This is a genomic window from Streptomyces sp. NPDC048604, assembly GCF_043199435.1.
GTDB lineage: Bacteria > Actinomycetota > Actinomycetes > Streptomycetales > Streptomycetaceae > Streptomyces.
Map to the genome: position 1 here is coordinate 96,468 of NZ_JBICVX010000002.1, position 22,323 is coordinate 118,790.

Genomic DNA, 22,323 nt, shown 5'->3' on the forward strand with positions numbered 1-22,323 from the left:
TAGGCCGGCCGGAGCGCGATGTCGCTCCGGCCGGCCGCCGCTCACAGCGAGCGCTTGAGAAAGTCCACCTGGAGCAGCAGCAGGTTCTCCGCGATCTGCTCCTGCGGGGTCATGTGCGTCACCCCCGACAGCGGCAGCACCTCATGGGGCCGCCCGGCGGCGAGCAGCGCGGAGGACAGCTTCAGGGAGTGGGCGACGACCACATTGTCGTCCGCGAGGCCATGGATGATCATCATCGGCCGGGCCGGTCCCTCCGCCTCCGTCAGCTCCCCGTCCCACACCAGCGAGTTCGCCCGGTACACCTCCGGCCGCTCCTGCGGCGTCCCGCCCAGGTACCGCTCCGTGTAGTGGGTGTCGTACAGCCGCAGATCGGTCACCGGCGCGCCGACGACCGCCGCGTGGAACACGTCCGGCCGCCGCAGCACCGCCATCGCCGCCAGATACCCGCCGTACGACCAGCCCCGGATCGCCACCCGCTCCAGATCCAGCGGGAACGTCCCGGCGAGCCCCCGCAGCGCCTCGACCTGGTCCTCCAGGGTCTTCGTCAGATCCCCGGCGATCTCCTTCTCCCACTCGGGCGACCGGCCCGGCGCGCCCCGCCCGTCCGCCACGACCACCGCGAACCCCTGGTCCGCGAACCACTGCGAGGTGACGTGCGCGTTGTGCGCGGCAACCACCCGCTGGCCGTGCGGACCGCCGTACGGGTCCATGAGCACGGGGAGTAGTCCGTCACCTTCCCGGTAGCCGGCGGGGAGCAGGACGGCGCACGGAATCCGCCGTGCGCCCCCCTCGACCAGATGGACGCGGGCGGAGAGCACCGGCTGCTCCGCGTACGAGGCGATCACCGCGAGCTCCCGCCCGTCCCGCAGCACCCGCGTCACGCTCCCCGGGGCGTCCACCCGCGCCGAGGACAGCACCGTCACCTCGCCGCCGCGCACGGCAGAGTGAATTCCGGGCCCCTCGGACACCCGCTCCACGCCCAGTTCGTTCACCCGGTACACATGGAGCTCGCCCAGCTCCGGATCCTTCGCCTCCGCCCCCGCCGCGGCCGAGACCAGCACGTCGTTCGCCCCCACGTCCAGCACGGACCGCAGCTGCAGCGCCCCGCCCGTCAGCGCCCGGTCACCGACCTCGAGCACCCGCGCGCCGCCCTCGTCCGCGATCCGGACCAGCCGCCCCTGCGGGTCCCACACGGGCGTCCCCGGATGCAGGTCCAGCCACACAGGGTCCTCGTCCACATGCACCGTCCGGGTCTCCCCGGTCGCCGCGTCCACCGCCAGATACGCCTGGAGGCGCTGGTCACGGGCCTGGGCGAGCAGCAGTGGCGGCCCGTCCGCCGACCAGTGCACCCGCGCCAGATACGGGTACCGGGCCCGGTCCCACAGCACCTCCCGCCGGTCCCCGTCCAGACCGATCAGGAACAGCCGCACCTCCGCGTTCGCCGTCCCCGCCGCCGGGTACGCCACCCGCTGCGGCTCCGCCTCCGGCCGCGCCGGATCCGCGATCCACCAGCGCGCCACCGGCGACTCGTCGACCCGCGCCACCAGCAGCCGGTCCGACTCCGGCGACCACCAGAACCCGCGGGCCCGCCCCATCTCCTCCGCCGCCACGAACTCCGCCAGCCCGTACGAGCACTCCGGCCCCTCCGGCTCCGCGAGCGCCCGGTCCCCCTCGCCCTCCGCGCCGACCACCCGCAGCGCCCCCCGCGCCACGTACGCCACATGCCGGCCGTCCGGCGACGGCCGCGGGTCGATCACCGGCCCCGGCACCGTCAGCTCCCGCGCCGTCCCGGCCCGCAGCTCCGCCGTGAACAGCCGGCCCGACAGCGGGAACGCCGCCAGCTCCACGGCCCGGTCCACCGCGTACGACACGATCCCCGCCGAACCCTCCCGGCTCCGCTCCCGCCGCGCCCGCTCCTCGGCCGACAGCCGCTCCGCGGCCCCGCCGAGCAGCTCGGACGGATCGGCCGCCACCCGCTCCCGCACCGCCGCCCCCGCACTCAGGTCGAGGACCCACAGCAGCTGCTCCCGGTGCGTGCCGGACGTCGATCTCAGGAACACCACCCGCCCGCCGTCGGGCGAGACGGTGAAGCCCCGCGGGGCGCCCAGGGTGAACCGCTGAGTCCGGGCGTACTGGCGGGGGAACGACAGCGGGACGGCAGCGTCATTCGCGTGGGGCTCGTTCGTCGTCATGCGCAGAACCTAGCGGTGCGTGCGCCCCCTGTGCCCCCGTACACCGAAGGATGCATGGCCACACATAGTTATGATCAGGTCGCACTGGGTACCGTTCCGTTGGCTCCGATGACGTGTGGAGGTGAACCGCCGTGGCACTCTCGATCTCGGTGGTGCTGCTGCTGGGGATCGTCGTCTTCCTCCTGGTCAAGAAATCAGGTCTCAAGGGAGGACACGCGGCGGTCTGCATGCTGCTCGGCTTCTTTCTCGCGAGCTCCACGGTCGCGCCGACGATCAGCACCTTCACCACGAATGTGGCCAGCATGATCGGCGGCATCAAGTTCTAGAGGGGGCTCTCGTAGGGTGGGGGCATGACGGATCTCCCGGGCCGTCGTCTGCTCCTGGTGCACGCGCACCCCGACGACGAGACGATCAACAACGGCGCCACCATGGCCAGGTACGCGGCGGAGGGCGCCGGGGTGACCCTGGTGACCTGCACCCTCGGCGAGGAGGGCGAGGTCATCCCGCCCGAGCTCGCGCATCTGGCCCCCGACCGGGAGGACCGGCTCGGCGAGCACCGCGTCGGCGAACTCGCCGACGCGATGAAGGAGCTCGGCGTCGCCGACCACCGCTTCCTCGGCGGCCGCGGCCGCTACCGCGACTCCGGAATGATGGGCGTCGAGCAGAACCACCGCGCGGGCGCGTTCTGGAACACGGCGGTCGACGAGGCCGCCCCGCACCTCGTCGAGGTCGTCCGCGAGGTCCGCCCCCAGGTCCTCGTCACCTACGACCCCGACGGCGGCTACGGCCACCCCGACCACATCCAGGCCCACCGCGTCGCCATGCGCGCCGCCGAGCTGGCCGCGGACCCGGCGTACCGCCCCGACCTCGGCCCCGCCCACGAGATCGCCAAGATCTACTGGAACCGCGTGCCCCGCCCGGTCGCCGAGGCCGCCTTCGGCCGGCTCCGCGCCGAGGACCCCGGCTTCCCCGGCATCGCCGACGTCGACGACGTCCCCGGCGTCGTGGACGAGTCGCTGATCACCGCCGAGCTCGACGGCGCCCCGTACGCGGAGCGCAAGGCCGCCGCGATGCGCGCGCACGCCACGCAGATCGCCGTCGAGGGCCCGTACTTCGCGCTCTCCAACAACCTCGGCCAGCCCCTCTTCACCACCGAGTACTACGAGTTGGTCCGGGGCACGTCCGGAGCGCCGGCCGGCGCACGCGAGACGGACCTGTTCGCGGGCGTGGAAGGAGCCGGGGCATGAACGAGCAGCTGACACCCGGACGGATCGCCGCCTTCCTCGGCCTCGCCGTGCTCGGCTTCGTCGTCGGCACCGCCGGTGTGCTGATCCAAGCCGCCTGGCTCCCGCTGGGGTTGTTCCTCGCGCTGCTCGCGACCGGCGCGATGTTCTACGGCGGGCTGCGCGCGACCGGCAGTCAGCTCGCCATCGCCGCCTCGGGCGTGGGCTGGCTCGTTTCGATCGTCCTGCTGGCCTCCGGACGTCCGGAAGGTGACGGTGCGTTCGCCGGCGAGCTGGGCGAGGCGTTCTTCATGCTGGGCGGACTGGCCCTCGCTGTGATCTGTGCCACGAAGTCAAGGATTCCCGACTCGACGTCCTGAACTCGCCGTCTTCACGCATGACCTGCCCGGACTTGGGCCGGATTGCCCGTTCCCGTCCACCCGGCCGACGGGTGCGCGTCGGCCGCGTTCAGTATGGTGGTGCGCGCCGCCGAGCCGCCCGGGCACAGGTGCACCAGCAAGAGCGGGCGGCGGAGCCAACCGGGAGAGCCTGCTTTGAGTCGTGAAACTGGTCGAGAGACCGACAGTTCGTCCTCCGGCGCCGCTCAGGGGCGTGGGGGAGCCGCGTACCCCTCGGGGACGCCGCCGTACGGATCCCGCCAGTATCCGTCGCTCCATCCCACGCAGGACGCTCCGGCCGACGCCGCCGACGACGGCGCGAACCGGCCGCAGCAGCCGGAGGAACCGAAGACCGAGACCACGCTGACCACGCGTATCCGGATCAACATCCCGGGTTCTCGGCCGATCCCGCCCGTGGTCGTGCGCAAGACGGTCAGCGAGGCGGAGAAGGAGAAGAAGAACTCCGCCCCCGCCCCGCAGCCCGCGGCCGCTCCGGCGCCCCCGGTGGAGCCGGCGGCGCCCGAGCCGCCGGCCCGCAAGGAGGAGAAGCCGACCAGCGACTGGTTCGCGCCCCGCAAGAAGGGCGCGGACACCGGCCCGGACACGGGCGGCCTGCCGGTCCCCGGCGCGGACGGCCAGGGCGCTCAGGGCGGCCCGGCGTACGGCTCCGAGCCCGGCGGCCGCCCGGCCCAGGGCCCCGGCGGCACGGACGGCCGCGGCATGGACCTCGGCGGTGCGGCGGGCCTCGGGGGCCAGGCCGCGCCCGGCGGTGTCGCGGGCGGCCTCGGCGCGACGACCGGCGCTCCCGCCGGCCCGAGGCGCCCCGGCGGCCCCGGAGCGCCCGACCCCTTCGCGCCCGGCCCGGGCCGGGGGCCCGGCGGCTCCGACCGCCCCACCCCGTCCCTCGGCCTGCGCCCGCCCGGCGTCACCGGCCCGACCGGCCCCACCACGGGCCCGGTCACCGGCACCGCCGCCCTCGGCGGCGGCGCGCCCGCGCCGCGCATGGCTGACGACACCTTCCAGCTGGCCCCGATCACCGACGACACCATGCCGCCCCCCGGCGGCCACGTCTCCGGTGACACGTTGACCAGCGGGATCCCCGTCATCACCCCGGAGAGCCGCGGCCCGAACCCGCTGGCCCCGCCGCTCGACGGCCCGGAGCCGATGCAGTTCCCGGCCCCCGACTTCCCCGGCGCGGCGACCCCGGCGGCCCCCGCCCCCGGCCCGTCGCCCCGCGCCGCCAGGCCGGCGCCCCAGGCCCCCGCGAAGAAGGGCCGCTCCAAGCTGGCGATGGCCGCCTTCGGCATCGTCGGCCTGGCGGGCGTCGCCTATGGCGCGGGCCTGCTGCTCAACCACTCAGAGGTGCCGAAGGGCACCACGGTCCTCGGCGTGGACATCGGCGGCGGCACGAAGGAGGACGCCGTCGGCAAGCTCGACGCCGCCTTCGGCGCGCGCGCCGCGAAGCCGCTCCAGGTGGCCGTCGACGGCCGCAAGCAGGAGCTCGCCCCGGACAAGGCCGGACTGGTCCTGGACAGCCAGGCCACGGTCCGCGGCGCGGCGGGCACCGACTACAACCCGATGTCCGTCATCGGCTCGCTCTTCGGCGGCGTCCGCGAGGCCGAGCCGGTCATCCCGGTCGACGAGGAGAAGCTCGCCGTCGCCCTCGCCGACATCGCCGGGGCCTCGGGCTCGGTGAAGGAGGCCACGATCACCTTCGAGCCGAACCGCGCGGTGGCCGTGCCGGGCAAGGCGGGCAAGGGCCTGGACGTGGCGCGCTCCGTCGTCTCGGTCAAGGACGCCTACCGCGCGCAGGTGCAGACGGGCGCGTCCAAGGTCGTCGAGCTGCCGGTCACCACCGTCGAGCCCACGATCACCCAGGCCGAGCTGGACCGGGCGATGAAGGAGTTCGCCAAGCCCGCGATGTCCGGCCTGATCACGATCAAGGCGGGCCCGAAGAAGATCGACTTCGGTCCGGCCCGCTCGCTGCCGAAGATCCTGTCCATGAAGGCCGTCGACGGCCGCCTGATCGAGGTCTACGACAAGAAGGCCATCGACGAGCTCCTGGACGGCGTCTTCGACGGCATCATGATCACCAAGGCGGACGGCAAGAAGCACCAGGTCTCCGCCGACGACGTGGCCTTCGTCATGAAGGACGCGCTGACCGGCAAGACCAAGGCCGAGCGGACGAAGACCATCGACCTGAACGGCAACGGCTGACGTACGTGGTTTCACGTCGCGTCACGGCACGGCGCTCGTCGAGGACGACGGGCGCCGTCGCCGTTTCCTGCTCTGCTGCGAGGCTCAGCCCGGCGGCGCGCTCTGCGCGGTCTCCGGCTTCGCCGGATCCGGATCGGCAGGCCACGGCATGACCTCCGCCTCGGCCTCGGCCGCGGCGATCGCGGCGTCCAGGTCGGCGAAGGCCGCCGCCACCCGTTCGAGCCGGGCGGCCTCCTTGCGGCCGGCGAGTGCGAGGAATGCCGAGACCCCGAGGCCGTTCTCCTTGGCCACGTGTCGGATCAGTTCCGCATCCTCAGGATCAAGGCTGATCGAGATGTGCGTCTTGGCCATACAGCCAGCGTACTGCCGCCCTCACCGCGCCATGGCGGCTCGCAGCAGGGCGGCTCCGCGCAGGCCGACGGGTGCGGGCTCAGGGCCCGCCGAGGCGGCCTGCTCGCTCCGGCAGCCCCCGCACAGCTCCTCGTCGCCGTGAGGCGTGAACAGCAGCGGCTGGATGTGCGAGGTCCCCTCGCACTCCCGCATCGAGGCCACCCGCGGCGGGGGCGGCGGCTCCTCCGCGACCGGTACGGGCGCGACCTCGCGCAGCACGTACCGCAACAGGCCCCCTGGCCGGTGGATGGGCGTACCCCGCCCCGGCAGACAGCGCTGGACCTCCTCCCGTACGGACTGTGGGCTGTGCCCTCCGTCCAGCCAGCGGGCCACCAGATCGGTCAGCTGCGGCAGCATCGCCCGCGGCACCCGCAGCCGCGGGTCCAGCGCCGTCAGCTCGTCCAGGACCCGGCGTGCCTCGGGCGGCGGGGGAGGGTTGGAGGTGTTCCCTACGGGAGTGTTCTCTGGATGACCGCCGACGGACGGACCCTCCGGTTCACCGACGACCAGTGGTTCGGCGGTCGGCGGGGCGGGGGTCGGCGGAGGAGGGGGTGTCGGGGGAGCTGGGGGAGCCGGGGGCGGGGGAGTAGGGGGCGTCGGGGGCTCGCCCGTCTCGTCCCCGCTGCTGCCGCCGTTCCGGGCCCTGGCGGCCTCCTCGGGCGTCAAGGGCACGTTGGAGACGAGCTGTTCGGTACGCCACCGCCCCCGCTCGCCCTGTTCGCGCCACTCGTGGACGTACCCCTCCGCCTTCAACTGCTTCTTGGCCCGGTTGAACGCGAAGTTCCGCAGACCCGCCCGTTCGGCGGTCTTCGACAGCGGCTCGTCGACGCCGTCGGGAAGGGAGAGTTGCCAGGTGAGGAGCCGAACCGCGTCGGAACCGAGCCGAGGATGGCGGAGAATCTCGTGCGGTACCTGGGTGAAGCGCCCAACGGGCGCGATAGCATGCCGAAGCATTTCGGGTGTCCTCCTGGAACACTCGGGATGAAGGCCCTCGACGCCGGTTGCCGCCGACTCGGGGGCCGATTTGCGCTCAACGTACACCAACTTCCGTGTTCGCGCGGTAACTTCGCGTGACGGCCGCTTCATCACCACTGGCCCCCGTATCGTTGTTTCTTCATCTCCAGCCAGTGCGCGATGACCTCGGTCTCCGCCTGCGACGCTTCCCGCAGGTCAGCGGCCCTGATGGTCGCGACGAAGTGCAGGAACCGCACACGCCGCCGATCCCCCTCCACGCCGATGACCTTGCCGGGTCCGTACACGTCCGTCCCGGTGTGCGCGACGAACTCGCCTTCCTCCATGGAGCGGACCTCCCTTCGCTCTCTGTGCAGAACCGCTTACAGAGTGGGAGGGGTCGGGTTACGCTCGGTAGGGGTTTGCGTGTGACAACGCGGAAGTCACAAAGGGGGTTTGCGTGGCCATCGAGGACAACCCGGAGACCCGCAGGAAATACGGCGAAGAGCTCAGACGCCGCCGCGAGGCGGCCGGCCTCACCCAGGAGCAGCTGAGCGAGATCACGATCATCTCGCGCACCCACATCGCGCACATGGAGGCGGGCCGCCGCCGCCCGGACGTCGCGGATGCGCGACGCCTCGACAAGGCCCTCGGCCCGACGACTTCTTCGAGCGCTTCCTGCCGACCCTGGACGGCAAGGCGGTGGCGGAACACTTCGCGGAGGCGCTGGAGTTCGAGGGCATGGCGACGGTGATCCGTGTGTACGGGGCGATGTTGATACCGGGCATGCTGCAGACGGAGGCGTACGCCCGCGAAGTGCTCAGCTCGGGCTCGTCGCCGAAGAGCGACGAGGAACGTGACAGGCTCCTCGTCACACGCCTGGAACGAGCGCGAATCCTCGACAACTTCGACTCCCCGCTCATGTGGGCCGTGATCGACGAAGCCGCTCTGCGGCGTCGGATCGGCACCCGGCAGACGATGTGCGAACAGCTCCGTCACATCGTGCGGCTGGGGGAGAGCAGGCGAATCCGCGTGCATGTCCTGCCGTTCTCGGGCGGCTATCACGCCCTGCTGGAGGGCGTGGTGTCGCTGATGTGGTTCAAGGACCTGCCGCCGGTCGCGTACGTCGAAGGCCTGAACACCGGGCGGGTCTGGGAACTTCCGCAGAAGGTCAAGCAATGCCAGGTGGACTACGATCACGCCTTGGGCGATGCCCTGTCACACCGCAAGTCATTGGCCATGATCAGGTCCATCGCGGAGGATTACGAGCATGCAGCACCGTAAGAGCAGCCTGCCGGACGCGTCGGTCCTGACCGCTTGGCGCAAGTCGTCGTACAGCGGCGGTGAGAGCGGCGCGTGCCTCGAAGTCAGCGACGCGTGGCGCAAGTCGTCGTACAGCGGCGGCGAGAGCGGTGACTGCCTCGAAGTGAACGACGCCGCCTGCGCCGCCCACGTCCCCGTCCGGGACAGCAAGAACCCCACCGGCCCCGCGCTCCTCTTCGCCGCCGCCGCGTGGGCGCCGTTCGTGGACGCCGTCAAGCAGGACGGGTTCGAAGCGCGATGACGATCAACCGGCCGGGGCTGCCGGGCGACCTGCCGCCGGCCGAGCTGCTCTGGGCGCGCTGGGCGCTCGTCGCCGTGTTGCAGGCGAGCGAGGCCCAGGAGAGCGAGCGGTACCCCACCGGTGCGTGGATCGACGACGAGGGGCTGCACTTCGACGACTGCGGCTGCACGTGGTGGACGTTCCCGCGCCTCGGCGAGGGGCGGTACGTGCTGTACGGCGAGGACGAGTCGAGCGGCGTGAAGTGGCACGACATGCCGATCGACATGCTCGCGGGCGGCCCGGACTGGCTCCCGTACGACGAACTGCGCGACCGGCTCAAGGGCAACGAGCTGGGCTGCGTGTACTGGTACGAGAACGGCGCGTGGGCGCGTGCGCCGTACCCGGAGGACCTGGACGACGACGGCTTGGACTGCGGGCTGAGCCGTTTCGTCAACCGCGCGAAGACGCCGTACCTGCTCATGGACATCGTCGACGAGGCCGGCGACGGTCCGACCGTCGACGACCTCCTGGACGCCGTCGAGGCGGGCACGCTCACCCCGAAGCTTCTGGAGTCCCTGGGCGAGCGCCCGGACGGCGAGCCGCGGGACCTCCCCGCGATGCTGCGCGCGCTCGCGCGCGCGTCGGCCTGAGATCCGAGGCTGAGACTGGGCGACAAGAAACCGGCCACTCCACGCCAACGACTTTGCTGTCGTTCGGCGGTCGGCACAGCGATCCCCGCGCTAGATTGAACACGTTCAATAACTCTGTGGGGGAGGCGTGATGGACGTGGACAGGGGAGCCCGTCGGCAGACGGCGTTCGCGGGGGCGGCGGCCGTGACGGCAGGGCTGGTGGTCCTCCTGTCGTTCGCGATCGCTCCCCTCCTGGCGGGGCACTTCATCGGCACCGCGGCAGTGGCCGCCGTGCCGTTGCTCCTGCGCGAGGCGCCGAAGGCGTTCGCGCGGGCGTGCCTGGCCGTCGGGGCGGGCCTGGCGGTCTGGGGGATGATCGGGGCCCCCATCGGCATGTTCCTCTTCCTGCCGACGGCCCTGTTGCTGCTGATCACGCCCTTCGTGAACCCCGGCAACCGCCCGGGCGTCTGGTTCACGGTGCTCACGCCGGTCGCGGCCGCGGTGCTCTACACGGTGACGTGGACGGCTCTGTACCCCGAGGAGGACCACGAACCGCCCCAGTACTTCAAGGCGACGCTGGACTCCGTCGACCGGTGGTACGACCCGGCGTTCCAGGAGCGGCAGGAGCATCTCGTGGAGTTCGGAGCCCGCGAGGTCACGGGCGAGAACCACGAGGGGACGATCCAGCTCGTCGTGAGCCTCGAGCCGAGCTGGAGCGAGGGCGTGCTCAGGGAGGAGCTCGCCGGGCTCCCGGGGGTCGTCGAACTCCAGGCGTGCACGGACGACGGCTGCGAGCCCGTGGGCGACCATGGCTGACGGCGAGCGCGCCTGGGACGACGACAGCGAGTACGAGGAAGCGGCCTGGCGGGCCGACGAGGCGGCACGGGCCGGCTGGTCGGCCATCGCCGCGACAACGACGGGGCTCGGCTGCGCGCTGGTCGTCGCGCTCGCCGTCGTCGCAGCCGTGTTCCTCGCGTTCTCGTACGCCTGGATCTCGAGCGACTACCAGAGCGCCGATCCGGCAACCCGGTGAACCTCGCTCAGCCGACCCCGGCCCGGGGATCTCCCGGTCACAGCAGGGCCGTCAGGCGCCGGACGCTGCGGCTGCCCTCGCGGCGTACGCCCAGGGGGATCAGGGCGGCCCGGGCCGGCAGGCGCACGCCGCCGGTGAACGCCACCCGAGTGCCCGGGCCTTCCGGCGCCGCGGCCACGCCGATCAGCAGGAACCGGCTCTGCAGCCAGCACCAGCCGGGCCTCTGCACCCCCCGCAGCCGCGCCCGCATCCCGTAGCCGCTGCGCGCCAGTGCCTCCACGTGCTCTCCTTGCCGGCGGACGACGCGCAGCCGCCGCATGTCGGGCACGACCTGCCCGAAGCCGCCCTCCAGGTCGCCCAGCAGGGCCCAGACCCGTTCGAAGGAGGCGTCGACGTACGCCTCGGTCACGTGGGCGCCGCGAACACCGCCGGCCAAGGCGTGCAGGCGGCGGACGTGGTCGAGGTCGGTGAGTGGCCAGGGCTCGTTCATGACGTCCACGCCTTCCGGAAGGTGTTGCGGGCCCGGTGCAGCCGCGACTTGAGGGTGCCGGCGCGCACGCCGAGCAGGGCGGCGGCGGTGCGCTCGTCCAGGCCCTCGACGTCACGCAGCACCAGCACCGCACGGTGCTCGGGGGAGAGCCGGTCCAGTACGTCCCTGATGTCGGCGGAGAGTTGGGGGTCGCCGCGGGCGGGGAGCGTGCTGAGATCGGCCGGAACGGTGCGGGCGGCGCGGTGCGCGGTGCGAATCGCCTCCCGTACGGCGATGGCACGGACCCAGCCGTGCAGTGCGGCCGGCTCTTTCAGCGTGCGCAGCGACCGGAAGACCGCCACGAGGGCCTCCTGCGCGGCGTCCGCGCCCTGGCTCAGGGCGATGGGGGTGCAGACGCGGCTCACGTACGGGGCGAGCACGTCCAGGAGCTCGGCCATGGCGAGAGTGTCGCCACGCTGGGCGGCTCGCACGAGCCGGACCGTCCGCTCGTCGGATCGTTCATCGGGCACGGGTCGCATCCTTCCACCGCGCCACGCGCACGGTCGCGACGGCCAGGAGCACGCACAGCGGGGTGTAGACGGCGAGGTTGAGCCAGTGGAAGGTCGTGCCGGTCTCCTTGGCGACCAGCCAGTAGACCCCGGCCGCGGCGCGGAGCGAGAGGCCCGCGGCCACGGCCAGGGTGCCGAGGCGGAGCAGCAGAGGGCGGGGCCGGCGGGAGCAGGCGAGGACGAAGGCGGCGGCGGTCAGGAGCAGTGCCGCGAGAGGAAGCAGGATCGGTGGGGTGAACGGCACGTCCGTCCCGAGAACCGCGTGGGACAGGCTCGTGCCGTCGGCCGCGGGCCATGTCGCTCCCGTCGTCCAGTACAGATGGAGCACGGCGTCCGCGGTGAGCACCGAAGCGACGAGCGCGGCGGCGCGGGTCGGGGCGGCGGTGGCGGCGGCGGTGGCGGGTCGGTACGTCATGGGTCCTCCTGCGTCGGCGATGGGATTCCGTCGCCCTGTGGAGGAGCCGGCCGCGCGAAACGTTCCCTCGGCGTACGTGAATTCTTCCGGCTCCGTCCGGGGGAGGGACCCCGGGAGTGTCCGCCCGGCCGGTCCGCCGTCCGACCCCTCCGGGGTGCGCGCCGCAGGCGGGCCGTCCACTCTGGAAGGAGCCGCCCGGGGTGCCGGGCGGGCGCGACCCCGACGAGGAGTGGCATGTCCGGACAGTTCGAGGCGACGGTCGACGTCGGCCGGAACATCGACGAGGTGTTCGCGTATCTCGCCGACGGGCGCAACGACCCGCGGTTCAGCCCCCGGGTGCTCGAGATCGAGCGGGTCCCGGAGTCGCCGACGGCGGTCGGCACGGTGTTCCGCAGCAAGGTGAAGGACGCCGGGATGAAGACCTCGCGGACGTTCCGCGTCACCGCCTTCGACCCGCCGCGGTCGATGCGCTGGGCCGAGGTGTCGAAGAACCTCGTGACGGCCGACGAGGGCGGCTACGACCTCGAACCGCTGCCCGACGGCGGGACCAGGGTCCGCATCCACAACGTCCTGGAGGGCCACGGCGTCGGCAAGCTGCTGGTGGGCCTCGCCCTCGGCGCGGCGCGCAAGGACGCCCCGGCCTTCGGGCAGCGCATCAAGGACGCCGTCGAGGCGGACGTGCGCTAGCCGCACCACCCAAGTACCCACTTTTTTGTGGGTACTTGTCGCCCCGTGCTGCCCCGGGAGAGGCTGAAGGCGTCCGAGGGAACGGCACGGAAAGGAGACGGACGCGGCGTCGGTCCCGGACGCCTCAGGACGCGGCGCGCTCCCCGGCGAGCCGGTCCAGACGGCGGTGGCCCCAGTCGGACAACGGAGCCAGCGCCACGGAGAGTTCGCGGCCCTCGCCGGTCAGCGAATAGACGGTCTTCGGCGGCATCACGTCGTGCACCTCGCGGTGCACCAGACCGTCCGACTCCATCTCCCGCAACGCCTGGGTCAGCACCTTCTCGCTGATCCCGGAGATTGTCCGGCGCAGTTCGCCGGGCCGCTGCGGGCCGGATTCGAGCAGCCAGAGCAGCAGCGTCTTCCACTTGCCGTCGATCACCGCGACGGCCGCGCTCACTCCACACACCTCGGTGTCCTGGGCCCTGCTGCGCGCCATGCGTTCTCCCCGTTCCCCGGTCGTCCCGTGCACCTGCACGCTTTCTCATTCGTCTTTCCTTACAAGGGAGTTCCGCCATGTCTTCTTCCCCTTCCGCCGTCACCGTGATCGGACTCGGCCCCATGGGCCGGGCGCTGGCCGGCGCGTTCGTGGCCGCCGGGGTGCGCACCACCGTGTGGAACCGCACCCCCGGCCGGGACCGCGAGCTGATCGAGCAGGGCGCCGTCGGGGCCGACAGCGCCGCGGAGGCCGTCGCCGCCAGTCCGCTCACCGTGGTCTGCGTGGTCGACTACGACGCCGCGGACGCCGTGCTGCGCCAGGGCGCGGTCACCGCCGGGCTCAAGGGCCGCACGCTGGTGAACCTGACCGCGGACACCCCGGAGCGGGCCCGCGACACCGGACGCTGGGCCGCCGAGCACGGCATCGCGTATCTGGACGGCGCGATCATGACGCCGACGCCGACGATCGGCACGCCCGACGCGGTGTTCATCCACAGCGGCCCGGAGGAGCTGTACCGCGCGCAGCGCCCGGTCCTCGACGCCCTGGGCGGTACCCACACCCACCTCGGCGAGGACATCGGCCGGGCCGCCGCGTACGACATCGCGCTGCTCGACATCTTCTGGACGTCGATGACCGGCTACGCGCACGCCCTCGCCGTGGCGGGCGCGGAGGGAATCAAGCCGACCGAACTGGCTCCGTTCGCACAGGGCATCGGCGCGATCCTGCCGCCGCTGTTCGGGCAGCTCGCCGACGACGTGGAGAGCGGCGCCTTCTCCGGCGAGGGCAGCCGGCTGAGCTCCACAGTGGCGACGATGGCGCACATCGTGCACGCCTCCGAGGGCCACGGCATCGACGCGAGCGTGATGCGGGCCGCCGAGGGGCTCGCCCGCCGCACCATGGCGCTGGGTTACGGCGCGGAGGGCTTCACCCGGGTCACGGAGTTCCTGGGCCGCCGCTGAGACCGGTGGCGAGACCGGTGGCGAGGGCCCCTGGCCGGCCGGCGGGGCGCCCTCGCTAGTTCAGCATCGCCCGGGCCGCCTTCGCGCGGCTGCGGATGCGGTCCGCGGCGGTCGGCTCGATCGCGGCGACGACGTCCGCGTACAGCTCCAGTTCCGCCGCGCCCCCGAGGAAGTCGCCGCGCTGGACGAGGAGTTCGGCGCGCTCGTAGCGGAGCCGGGCCGGGTGCGAGGGGAGGAGCAGCTGGAGGTCCAGGGCGATGAGGGCGACGTCGGAGCGTTCCGGGCGCGGCGCGGCCCAGGCGCGGATGTTGTTCAGGATGCGGCGGACGATGTCCAGCGGGTCGGCCGGCAGCAGCATGGACGGGTCCAGCGTCTCGCCGGTCGCCCCGGCCACAAGCAGCTCGGCGTCCCGGCCGGTCATCTCGCGGCCGCCGGCGAAGGGGTCCGCGAGGACCTGGTCCTGCAGCGGGGCGAGCGGGTCGCCGAGGCCGACGACGAAGTGGCCGGGCAGGGCGATCCCGTACACCGGGGCCTTGGCCCGCCGCGCCACCTCCAGCCAGATCACCGACAGCAGGATCGGCAGCCCGCGCCGCCGCCGCAGTACGTGGTGCAGCAGCGAGGACTCCAGCCGCTGGTAGTCCGTGGACAGGCCGTGGAAGCCCTCCCGCTCGCCGAGCACCTCGGCGAGGACCGCCGCCCAGGCCTGCGGGGCGCGCGCCCCGTACGGCAGCAGCCCGGCGAGCCGGTCCAGCTCCACGTCCGCCTCGTCGAGGTCCCGCTGCGTGGCGAGCGGATCGCAGGCCGCGCCGAGCAGCAGGCACAGCCGGGTGAGGTCCGGACGCTCGGTCCGGGCCTCCTCCGCGAACTCGCGACCCCAGTCGGTCACCCGGTCACCCCTGACCGCCCTCGCCCGCTCGGTAGTGGTGGTAGTGGTGATGGACCTGGAAGCCCATCCCCGCGTACATCGCCTGCCCGCCGTCGTTCTCCGACTCCACCTGGAGCCAGGCCGCCGACGCGCCCTCGTCCAGCGCCCGCCGGGCGAGCGCCGTCATCACCGCCGTGGCCAGACCCTGCCGGCGGTACTCGGGTGCGACCTCCACCGCCATGAATCCGGCCCAGCGGCCGTCGACCACACAACGCCCGATCGCCGCCGGTATGGGTCCCGTGCCCGGTACGGATGCGAACCACACACTCGGGCCGCCGCGCAGTACCTGGAGCACATGGGGTCCGGGCACTCCGAACCGCTGGTAGCGCTGGAGCCACGCCTCGTCGACGTCCCGGTCGAGCCGGACCTCGGAGACGTCCGCGTCCAGGTCCGCGACGGGCGCGAGCCCGCCGGTCCACACCTGCGCCGAGACCTCCCGGACCCAGCCGCGCTTCTCCAGCTCCGCGCAGAGCAGCTCCTGCGTGCTCTCCGCACCGGTCGCGGCCTGCACGAACGCGGGCAGGTCCCGCGCCGCGTACCAGTCGCGCACCCGTGCCAGCGCCGCGTCCAGCTCCATGCCCGGATCCCCGAGAGGGAGCACCGAGTTGGCCCGCCGGGTGAACCCGGCGGCGGCCCGCAGCGTCCACTCGCCGAGCGGCTCGCTCTCCACCGGCTGCCAGGCCCGCGCGGTGACCCACGCGAGCTCGGCGAAGGAGGTGGCGGGGCCCCTGCGACGGGTAGCGCCGGGGGGCACGACCTTGCCCGCGACCAGCGAGGATTCCGGGATGCGGACGCTCTCGCCGGTCCGTCGTGTGATCACCAGCACACCGGCGTCCCACGATACGAGAACACCCACGGCGTCAGCGAAGGTCGCCGCCGTCGCCGGGCCGTGTGTCAGATACCGGACAGAGACGCGTTTCCCCACGTCAGAACCGGTAATACGGATAGCGAGCAGTCCTCCGCCGGTGAATTCCACGGCTCTCTCCGCCCCTCCTGTTCGGATCGTCTCCAAGAACGGCGATACTAGGGGCGGGCATCGACGACGCCGCGCTCCCGCGCAGACAGCCCTACCGAGGAGGAACGACAGCGTGACTTACGTCATCGCGCAGCCTTGTGTCGACGTGAAGGACAAGGCGTGCATCGAGGAGTGCCCCGTCGACTGCATCTACGAGGGCCAGCGGTCCTTGTACATCCACCCGGACGAATGCGTCGACTGCGGGGCCTGTGAGCCGGTCTGCCCGGTCGAGGCGATCTTCTACGAGGACGACACTCCTGAGGAGTGGAAGGACTACTACAAGGCGAACGTCGAGTTCTTCGACGACCTCGGTTCGCCCGGTGGCGCCTCGAAGCTCGGCCTCATCGAGCGTGACCACCCCTTCATCGCCGCTCTGCCGCCGCAGAACGGCTGATCTCTAGCCCTCGGTCCCGCACGGTGTGTCCTCCGTGCGGGACCGCGGCGTTTTCGTACGCACGAGAAAGTGAGCACCGTGTCCGCTGTTCCGTCCCGCGTCTCGTCCCGGCTTCCCGTGTTCCCCTGGGACAAACTGGAGCCGTACAAGAAGACCGCCCAGGCGCACGCCGACGGCATCGTCGACCTCTCCGTCGGCACGCCGGTCGACCCGGTGCCGGCGCTGATCCAGCGGGCCCTGGTGGCGGCCGCGGACTCGCCGGGCTATCCCACGGTGTGGGGCACGGCCGCGCTGCGCGACGCGATCAGCGGCTGGTGCGAGCGGCGGCTCGGCGCGGCCGGCTTCGGGCACGAGAACGTGCTGCCGGTGGTCGGCTCGAAGGAACTGGTGGCCTGGCTGCCGACCCAGCTCGGGCTCGGCGCGGGCGACAAGGTGGCCTACCCGAGGCTCGCGTACCCGACGTACGAGGTCGGCGCGCGGCTGTGCGGCGCGGAGCCGGTCGTCTACGACGACCCCACGGAGCTGGACCCGCGGGGCCTGAAGCTGCTGTGGCTCAACTCCCCGTCGAACCCCACGGGGAAGGTGCTGCCGAAGGACGAGCTGACCCGGATCGTCGCGTGGGCGCGGGAGCACGGCGTGCTGGTCTTCTCCGACGAGTGCTACCTGGAGCTGGGCTGGGAGGCCGACCCGGTGTCGGTGCTGCACCCGGACGTGAGCGGCGGCTCGTACGAGGGCATCGTGGCCGTCCACTCGCTCTCCAAGCGCTCCAACCTGGCGGGCTACCGGGCGGCGTTCATCGCGGGCGACCCGGCGGTGCTCGCCGAACTCCTCCAGATCCGCAAGCACGGCGGGATGATGACGCCCGCGCCCGTGCAGGCCGCGACGGTGGCCGCGCTCGGCGACGACGCGCACGTGGCGGAACAGCGGGAGCGGTACGCGGCCCGGCGCGCGGCGCTGCGGGCGGCGCTGGAGGCGCACGGCTTCCGCATCGAGCACAGCGAGGCGAGCCTGTACCTGTGGGCGACGCGGGACGAACCGTGCTGGGACACGGTGGCGTACCTGGCGGAGCTGGGCATCCTCGTCGCGCCGGGCGACTTCTACGGCGAGGCCGGGGAGCGGTTCGTACGGGTCGCGTTCACGGCGACGGACGAGCGCGTGGCGGCGGCGGTGAAGCGGCTGGGCGCGTAGGCCCCTGACACGACGAGGGCCCGGGAGGCGGTGACCGCCTCCCGGGCCCTTCCGGTGTCTCGTGGCTCAGCCGAGCAGGCCACCGCCGGGCAGGCTGCCGGTGGGCAGGCCGCCGGTGGGCAGCTTGTCGGTCGGCAGGCTGTCGGTGGGCAGCTTGTCCTGCGCGCCGCCGACGAGCTCCCCGGCACCCCCGGCGGCGTCGCCGGTGGCCTCCTGCGCGAGCGGGGCGGCGGCGTCGGTGGCACCACCGACGGTCGAGGCGGCGCTGCTCGGGTCGAGCTGCGTCAGCCCGGCCAGCCCACCGGCCCCGGGCAGCTCCGCGGCGCCCGCGACACCGGCCGCACCGATCACGGGCGCGGCTCCCGCGGCGACCAGCAGCGCGGCACGGGCGATCCGACGGCTCAGGGGGAGGGACATGTTGCTCCTTCGACGAGGGGACGTGCTTGTCGCAGGGATCAACAGCCCCGGGGGAGGGAGAGGTTGCGGCGACCCAATGTAAAGACTTGGTAACGCGTCGCATTATCGGACGCACGGAAACCCGGACGAAGCACATGCCCCCGCCACCCCCGGCGGAACCGTTTACCCGGCGGGACGCCAAGCCTCCGAGCCCCCCACGCCACCCCCAAGAACCCCACGCCCGACACGACTCCGGGGTCCCCACCGGAATACCCGCAGGGGTGACCCCTCGCACGGGTGTGTGCGGGCTGGTGCGACGATCTTCGGGGCGAGATGCGCCGGACTACGGGGCGACGCGGATGTGGACCTCGTCGAGGGGGGTGGCGGTGGTCTGGGCCTTTGTCCAGGTGCCGGAGACGTCCGTCGCGCGCCAGACTCGGCCCGCGTACGCGACCTCCTGGATGCGCAGGGACTCCGCGCGGGCGACCGCCCAGTTGGCGAGCTCCCAGCCGCGCTGGTCCGCCGGGACGGACGTCTCGCGGACCGGGACCGTCACGACCGCCTGCGGCTGAGCGCCCGCCGCGTTGCGGCCCGCGCCCGTGCGGGGCGGGACCGTGGGCTTCAGGTCCTTGCCGAAGGCGCGCACGAGTTCGTCCCGGACCTGCGCCGGGTCTCCGGCGCGGCCGTCCGACGGGCGCGCCGTGCACGACAGCGACGCCCCCGAGCGCCCCGTCAGCGCCGCCGCCAGCAGCGTCGCGTCCGGCTCGTGCTTCGCGTACGCCTGCGGGAACCCGCTGCGCTGCACCTTCTGCGCCGCCACCGTCAGCGGCAGCCGCGAGTACCCCGGTACGTCCTCCAGGTGCTCGTAGAACTTCCCGGAGGAGTAGACGGGGTCGAGGATCTGCTCCGGCGTTCCCCAGCCCATCGACGGGCGCTGCTGGAACAGGCCCAGCGAATCCCGGTCGCCGTGCTGGATGTTGCGCAGCGCCGACTCCTGCAGCGCGGTCGCCAGCGCGATGGTGACGGCCCGCTCGGGCAGTCCTCGGGTCGTGCCCACGGCGGAGATCGTCGCCGCGTTCGACGCCTGCTCGGGGGAGAACTCGTACATGTTCGCGCCGCTGCCCACACTGCACCGCGGCGCGCCTTTGCCGCCCGTCGCGTAGTGGACGGCCACATACGCGGCCAGCCCGGTCAGCACGGCCAACGCGGCCGTGAATCGGGCGAGACGGCCGCGGCGACGGGGCCGGCGACCGGAGGACGCGGAAGTGGGGGCGGTCTCGGGCACGGGCCCACCGTACTGGAGTCCGGTTACGGCCCCGCCACCCCGTCCGTATCACGGCATGAGCAGCGCGGGAACCGCGGGGGCGGGCGCGTTAGGGTCGACTGCATGCGCATGGCAGATGGCGAGGCAGAGACGATGACCGACACCGACCGCACCGGACAGGGCGGCGCCCTGGACCTCACCCTCGACGGCCCGGCCCTCACCGCCGCCCTCGTCGACTTCCCCTCCGTCAGCGGGACGGAGAAGCCGCTGGCGGACGCGATCGAGGAGGCCCTGCGGGCCCTCCCGCACCTCACCGTCGACCGGTACGGCAACAACGTCGTCGCCCGCACCCACCTCGGCCGCGCCGAGCGCGTCGTCCTCGCCGGCCACATCGACACCGTCCCGATCGCCGACAACGTGCCGTCCCGGCTCGACGAGAACGGCGTCCTGTGGGGCTGCGGCACCAGCGACATGAAGTCCGGCGTCGCCGTACAGCTCCGCATCGCCGCCACCGTCCCCGAGCCCAACCGCGACCTCACCTTCGTCTTCTACGACAACGAGGAGGTCGCCGCCCACCTCAACGGCCTCGGGCATGTGGCCGAGGCCCACCCCGACTGGCTGGAGGGCGACTTCGCGATCCTCCTGGAGCCTTCCGTCGGCGAGGTCGAGGGCGGCTGCCAGGGCACGCTCCGGGTCCACCTGCGCACGGAGGGCGAGCGCTCCCACTCGGCGCGCTCCTGGATGGGTTCCAACGCCATCCACGCCGCCGCCCCGATCCTCGCCCGCCTCGCCGCGTACGAGCCGCAGAAGCGCGTGATCGACGGACTGGAGTACCGCGAGGGCCTCAACGCCGTGCTCGTCAACGGCGGCGTCGCCACCAACGTCATCCCCGACGCGTGCACCGTCACGGTCAACTTCCGCTACGCGCCCGACCGCTCCATGGAGGAGGCGGAGGCGCACGTCCGCGAGGTGTTCGCGGACTGCGGCATCGCCGAGTTCGTGATCGACGACCACAGCCCCGGCGCGCTCCCCGGCCTCTCCCACCCGGCCGCGCAGGCGTTCATGAAGGCCGTCGGCGGGGCGGCGAAGCCCAAGTTCGGCTGGACCGACGTGGCCCGCTTCAGCGCCCTGGGGGTGCCCGCGGTCAACTACGGGCCCGGTGACCCTCTGTACGCGCACAAGCGCGACGAGCATGTGCACGTGGACAAGATCCGGCACTGCGAGGCACGCCTCCACGACTGGCTGACTGCCTGACTGCCGTAATTTCGCTTTTTGTCACCTGCGGCGACCTACGCTGACCGCACAACATCGGCAACATCGGTGGAGGGAGCAGGCCATGGCTATGCCCGAAGGCGCGTCGAAGCCGGAGGAGCAGCGACTCGGTCCGGTGCTGCGGCGCCGCGAGCAGATCGTGCCGGGAACGACGGATCAGCGGCTGCTGGACACCGAGGGCGACTCCGAGTGGGTGCACACCGATCCCTGGCGGGTCATGCGCATCCAGTCCGAGTTCGTGGAGGGCTTCGGCGCCCTCGCGGAACTGCCGAGCGCGATCAGCGTCTTCGGCTCGGCCCGCACCCGGCCGGACTCGCCCGAGTACGAGGCCGGCGTCCGGCTGGGCCAGGCGCTGGTCGAGGCCGGCTTCGCGGTGATCACGGGCGGCGGCCCGGGCGCGATGGAGGCGGCGAACAAGGGGGCGCGGGAGGCCAAGGGCATCTCGGTCGGCCTCGGCATCGAGCTGCCCTTCGAGCAGGGGCTCAACCCGCACGTCGACATCGGCGTCAACTTCCGGTACTTCTTCGTCCGCAAGACGATGTTCGTGAAGTACGCGCAGGGCTTCGTCGTCCTGCCGGGCGGGCTGGGCACCCTGGACGAACTCTTCGAGGCGCTCACCCTCGTCCAGACGCGCAAGGTCACCCGCTTCCCGATCGTCCTCTTCGGCACGGAGTACTGGAAGGGCCTGGTCGACTGGCTCCGCGACTCGGTCGTCGCCGGCGGCAAGGCCTCCGAGAAGGACCTCCTCCTCTTCCACGTCACGGACGACGTGGAAGAGGCGGTCGCCCTGGTGTCGAAGGAAACGGGCAGGTAGGGGGGGGGGGGGGGGGGGGGGGGGGGGGGCCCCCCCCCCCCCCCCCCCCGCCACGGCGGGCTCACGGTGTCCCGCGATCGCGGCCACCATGTCCAGCACCTGCCGGGTCTCCGCCACCTCGTGCACCCGGTACACCTGCGCCCCCAGCCACGCGGAGACCGCCGTCGTCGCGAGCGTGCCCACCACCCGCTCCTTCACCGGGCGGTCGATCGACTCCCCGACGAAGTCCTTGTTGGACAGCGACACGAGCACCGGCCACCCGGTCTCCGTCATCTCGCCCAGCCGCCGCGTCGCCTCCAGGCTGTGCCGCGTGTTCTTCCCGAAGTCGTGACCGGGATCGATCATGATCCCGTCCCGCCGTACGCCGAGTTCGACGGCGCGCTCGGCCAGGCCCAGCGTGACGCGCAGGATGTCGGCCATGACGTCCTCGTACTCCACGCGATGCGGCCGCGTACGCGGCTCCGCGCCGCCCGCGTGCGTGCACACGAGCCCCGCTCCGTACCGCGCGGCGACCTCCGCGAGCCGCGGGTCGACGCCGCCCCACGCGTCGTTCAGCACGTCCGCCCCGGCCTCGCAGACGGCCGCGCCGACGTCGTGCCGCCAGGTGTCGACGCTGATGACGACATCGGGGTGACGCCGCCGCACCTCGGCGACGAAGCCGACGGTGCGGCGCGCCTCCTCCTCGGCGGTGACCTCCTCGCCGGGACCGGCCTTGACGCCGCCGATGTCGATGATCGCCGCGCCCTCGGCTACGGCCTGCTCGACACGGGCGAGCGCGGGCTCGTCGCGGAAGGTCGCGCCCTGGTCGTAGAACGAATCCGGGGTCCGGTTGACGATCGCCATGATCACCGGCTCGTGCGGCCCGAATTCCCGCCGCCCCAAGCGCAGCATCCCCTTTGTCCTC

The 22,323-nt window shown here is 72.7% G+C and carries 28 protein-coding genes and 1 pseudogene; 16 read left to right on the top strand and 13 right to left on the bottom strand.

The features are described from left to right. Positions 1–41: 41 nt before the first annotated feature. Entirely contained in the window at positions 42–2,192 is a 2,151-nt protein-coding gene (locus tag ACGFMM_RS04230; protein WP_393642966.1) for a prolyl oligopeptidase family serine peptidase, read from the bottom strand. A 131-nt stretch (positions 2,193–2,323) separates the two neighbouring features. Between ACGFMM_RS04230 and ACGFMM_RS04235 the strand changes: the two genes are divergently transcribed. The 4 genes from ACGFMM_RS04235 (at position 2,324) to ACGFMM_RS04250 (ending at position 6,030) form a co-directional block, all read left to right on the top strand. Continuing rightward, complete coding sequence (locus ACGFMM_RS04235) at positions 2,324–2,518, top strand: hypothetical protein (protein WP_393642968.1); 195 nt, start codon at positions 2,324–2,326, stop codon at positions 2,516–2,518. Positions 2,519–2,542: 24 nt separating this feature from the next. After that, positions 2,543–3,439 carry an N-acetyl-1-D-myo-inositol-2-amino-2-deoxy-alpha-D-glucopyranoside deacetylase gene (mshB, locus tag ACGFMM_RS04240; protein ID WP_393642970.1) on the top strand — a complete coding sequence of 299 codons (897 nt, stop codon included), beginning with the start codon at positions 2,543–2,545 and terminating at the stop codon, positions 3,437–3,439. Beyond that, a complete protein-coding gene (locus tag ACGFMM_RS04245; RefSeq protein ID WP_393642972.1) occupies positions 3,436–3,795 on the top strand; it encodes a DUF6113 family protein in 360 nt (119 codons plus the stop codon). Before mshB ends, ACGFMM_RS04245 begins: the two co-directional genes overlap by 4 nt. A 174-nt stretch (positions 3,796–3,969) precedes the next feature. Next, a complete protein-coding gene (locus tag ACGFMM_RS04250; RefSeq protein WP_393642974.1) occupies positions 3,970–6,030 on the top strand; it encodes a hypothetical protein in 2,061 nt (686 codons plus the stop codon). Positions 6,031–6,114: 84 nt separating this feature from the next. On the opposite strand, the gene ACGFMM_RS04255 is transcribed toward ACGFMM_RS04250, so the two are convergent. From ACGFMM_RS04255 to ACGFMM_RS04265, 3 genes are all read right to left on the bottom strand, one after another. Continuing rightward, positions 6,115–6,381, bottom strand: a complete 267-nt coding sequence (locus ACGFMM_RS04255; RefSeq protein WP_393642976.1) for a hypothetical protein — start codon at positions 6,379–6,381, stop codon at positions 6,115–6,117. A 21-nt stretch (positions 6,382–6,402) separates the two neighbouring features. Further along, positions 6,403–7,374: a hypothetical protein gene (locus tag ACGFMM_RS04260; protein WP_393642978.1), complete on the bottom strand. Its 972-nt coding sequence runs from the start codon at positions 7,372–7,374 to the stop codon at positions 6,403–6,405. A gap of 131 nt (positions 7,375–7,505) precedes the next feature. Beyond that, complete coding sequence (locus ACGFMM_RS04265) at positions 7,506–7,718, bottom strand: hypothetical protein (protein WP_393642980.1); 213 nt, start codon at positions 7,716–7,718, stop codon at positions 7,506–7,508. Positions 7,719–7,831: 113 nt separating this feature from the next. Here ACGFMM_RS04265 and ACGFMM_RS04270 point away from each other — a divergent pair, with 113 nt between their 5' ends. The 6 genes from ACGFMM_RS04270 (at position 7,832) to ACGFMM_RS04295 (ending at position 10,577) form a co-directional block, all read left to right on the top strand. Then, entirely contained in the window at positions 7,832–8,125 is a 294-nt protein-coding gene (locus ACGFMM_RS04270; protein ID WP_393642981.1) for a multiprotein-bridging factor 1 family protein, read from the top strand. Next, entirely contained in the window at positions 8,113–8,655 is a 543-nt protein-coding gene (locus ACGFMM_RS04275) for a DUF5753 domain-containing protein (RefSeq protein ID WP_393642983.1), read from the top strand. Before ACGFMM_RS04270 ends, ACGFMM_RS04275 begins: the two co-directional genes overlap by 13 nt. Further along, a complete protein-coding gene (locus ACGFMM_RS04280) occupies positions 8,642–8,935 on the top strand; it encodes a DUF397 domain-containing protein (protein WP_393642985.1) in 294 nt (97 codons plus the stop codon). Before ACGFMM_RS04275 ends, ACGFMM_RS04280 begins: the two co-directional genes overlap by 14 nt. Continuing rightward, positions 8,932–9,564, top strand: a complete 633-nt coding sequence (locus ACGFMM_RS04285; protein ID WP_393642986.1) for a hypothetical protein — start codon at positions 8,932–8,934, stop codon at positions 9,562–9,564. Before ACGFMM_RS04280 ends, ACGFMM_RS04285 begins: the two co-directional genes overlap by 4 nt. Positions 9,565–9,694: 130 nt before the next feature. Next, a complete protein-coding gene (locus ACGFMM_RS04290; RefSeq protein ID WP_393642988.1) occupies positions 9,695–10,360 on the top strand; it encodes a hypothetical protein in 666 nt (221 codons plus the stop codon). After that, positions 10,353–10,577: a hypothetical protein gene (locus ACGFMM_RS04295; protein WP_393642989.1), complete on the top strand. Its 225-nt coding sequence runs from the start codon at positions 10,353–10,355 to the stop codon at positions 10,575–10,577. Before ACGFMM_RS04290 ends, ACGFMM_RS04295 begins: the two co-directional genes overlap by 8 nt. A gap of 37 nt (positions 10,578–10,614) precedes the next feature. Here ACGFMM_RS04295 and ACGFMM_RS04300 read toward each other — a convergent pair whose 3' ends face one another. The 3 genes from ACGFMM_RS04300 to ACGFMM_RS04310 are packed head-to-tail and all read right to left on the bottom strand — an operon-like array spanning position 10,615 to position 12,030. Then, entirely contained in the window at positions 10,615–11,067 is a 453-nt protein-coding gene (locus tag ACGFMM_RS04300) for a hypothetical protein (RefSeq protein ID WP_393642991.1), read from the bottom strand. Then, on the bottom strand, positions 11,064–11,585 hold the full coding sequence (locus ACGFMM_RS04305) for an RNA polymerase sigma factor (RefSeq protein ID WP_393642993.1): 522 nt from the start codon (positions 11,583–11,585) through the stop codon (positions 11,064–11,066). Before ACGFMM_RS04305 ends, ACGFMM_RS04300 begins: the two co-directional genes overlap by 4 nt. Then, positions 11,566–12,030 (bottom strand): DUF3995 domain-containing protein, encoded by a 465-nt coding sequence (locus ACGFMM_RS04310; RefSeq protein WP_393642995.1) that lies wholly within the window; start codon positions 12,028–12,030, stop codon positions 11,566–11,568. The genes ACGFMM_RS04305 and ACGFMM_RS04310 overlap by 20 nt, the downstream gene beginning before the upstream one ends. A gap of 234 nt (positions 12,031–12,264) precedes the next feature. Here ACGFMM_RS04310 and ACGFMM_RS04315 point away from each other — a divergent pair, with 234 nt between their 5' ends. After that, the gene (locus ACGFMM_RS04315) at positions 12,265–12,717 is read left to right on the top strand and encodes an SRPBCC family protein (protein ID WP_393642997.1); all 453 of its coding nucleotides are present in this window, start codon (positions 12,265–12,267) and stop codon (positions 12,715–12,717) included. A 124-nt stretch (positions 12,718–12,841) separates the two neighbouring features. On the opposite strand, the gene ACGFMM_RS04320 is transcribed toward ACGFMM_RS04315, so the two are convergent. Then, complete coding sequence (locus ACGFMM_RS04320; RefSeq protein WP_393642999.1) at positions 12,842–13,192, bottom strand: winged helix-turn-helix transcriptional regulator; 351 nt, start codon at positions 13,190–13,192, stop codon at positions 12,842–12,844. Positions 13,193–13,269: 77 nt separating this feature from the next. Here ACGFMM_RS04320 and ACGFMM_RS04325 point away from each other — a divergent pair, with 77 nt between their 5' ends. Then, positions 13,270–14,151: an NAD(P)-dependent oxidoreductase gene (locus ACGFMM_RS04325; protein ID WP_393643001.1), complete on the top strand. Its 882-nt coding sequence runs from the start codon at positions 13,270–13,272 to the stop codon at positions 14,149–14,151. Positions 14,152–14,206: 55 nt separating this feature from the next. Here the strand turns inward: ACGFMM_RS04325 and ACGFMM_RS04330 are convergent, their stop codons facing one another. Then, a complete protein-coding gene (locus ACGFMM_RS04330) occupies positions 14,207–15,037 on the bottom strand; it encodes a transglutaminase-like domain-containing protein (RefSeq protein WP_393643002.1) in 831 nt (276 codons plus the stop codon). A gap of 4 nt (positions 15,038–15,041) precedes the next feature. Next, positions 15,042–16,052 carry a GNAT family N-acetyltransferase gene (locus ACGFMM_RS04335; RefSeq protein ID WP_393643004.1) on the bottom strand — a complete coding sequence of 337 codons (1,011 nt, stop codon included), beginning with the start codon at positions 16,050–16,052 and terminating at the stop codon, positions 15,042–15,044. Positions 16,053–16,164: 112 nt separating this feature from the next. Here ACGFMM_RS04335 and fdxA point away from each other — a divergent pair, with 112 nt between their 5' ends. Both fdxA and ACGFMM_RS04345 read left to right on the top strand, forming a co-directional pair. After that, on the top strand, positions 16,165–16,485 hold the full coding sequence (fdxA, locus tag ACGFMM_RS04340) for a ferredoxin (protein ID WP_031078476.1): 321 nt from the start codon (positions 16,165–16,167) through the stop codon (positions 16,483–16,485). Positions 16,486–16,563: 78 nt separating this feature from the next. After that, entirely contained in the window at positions 16,564–17,673 is a 1,110-nt protein-coding gene (locus ACGFMM_RS04345) for a bifunctional succinyldiaminopimelate transaminase/glutamate-prephenate aminotransferase (RefSeq protein WP_393643005.1), read from the top strand. Positions 17,674–17,739: 66 nt separating this feature from the next. Here ACGFMM_RS04345 and ACGFMM_RS04350 read toward each other — a convergent pair whose 3' ends face one another. Both ACGFMM_RS04350 and ACGFMM_RS04355 read right to left on the bottom strand, forming a co-directional pair. Then, a complete protein-coding gene (locus ACGFMM_RS04350; RefSeq protein ID WP_393643007.1) occupies positions 17,740–18,090 on the bottom strand; it encodes an ATP-binding protein in 351 nt (116 codons plus the stop codon). A gap of 322 nt (positions 18,091–18,412) precedes the next feature. Then, entirely contained in the window at positions 18,413–19,354 is a 942-nt protein-coding gene (locus tag ACGFMM_RS04355) for a hypothetical protein (RefSeq protein ID WP_393643009.1), read from the bottom strand. Between the two features lie 108 nt (positions 19,355–19,462). On the opposite strand from ACGFMM_RS04355, the gene dapE reads away from it, so the two are divergent. Both dapE and ACGFMM_RS04365 read left to right on the top strand, forming a co-directional pair. Beyond that, entirely contained in the window at positions 19,463–20,587 is a 1,125-nt protein-coding gene (gene dapE / locus ACGFMM_RS04360) for a succinyl-diaminopimelate desuccinylase (RefSeq protein ID WP_393643739.1), read from the top strand. An 82-nt stretch (positions 20,588–20,669) separates the two neighbouring features. Next, positions 20,670–21,419 (top strand): TIGR00730 family Rossman fold protein, encoded by a 750-nt coding sequence (locus ACGFMM_RS04365; RefSeq protein WP_393643010.1) that lies wholly within the window; start codon positions 20,670–20,672, stop codon positions 21,417–21,419. Positions 21,420–21,458: 39 nt separating this feature from the next. Here the strand turns inward: ACGFMM_RS04365 and folP are convergent. After that, positions 21,459–22,310: pseudogene (gene folP / locus ACGFMM_RS04370) on the bottom strand (dihydropteroate synthase); the annotation flags it as partial. Positions 22,311–22,323: the final 13 nt, after the last annotated feature.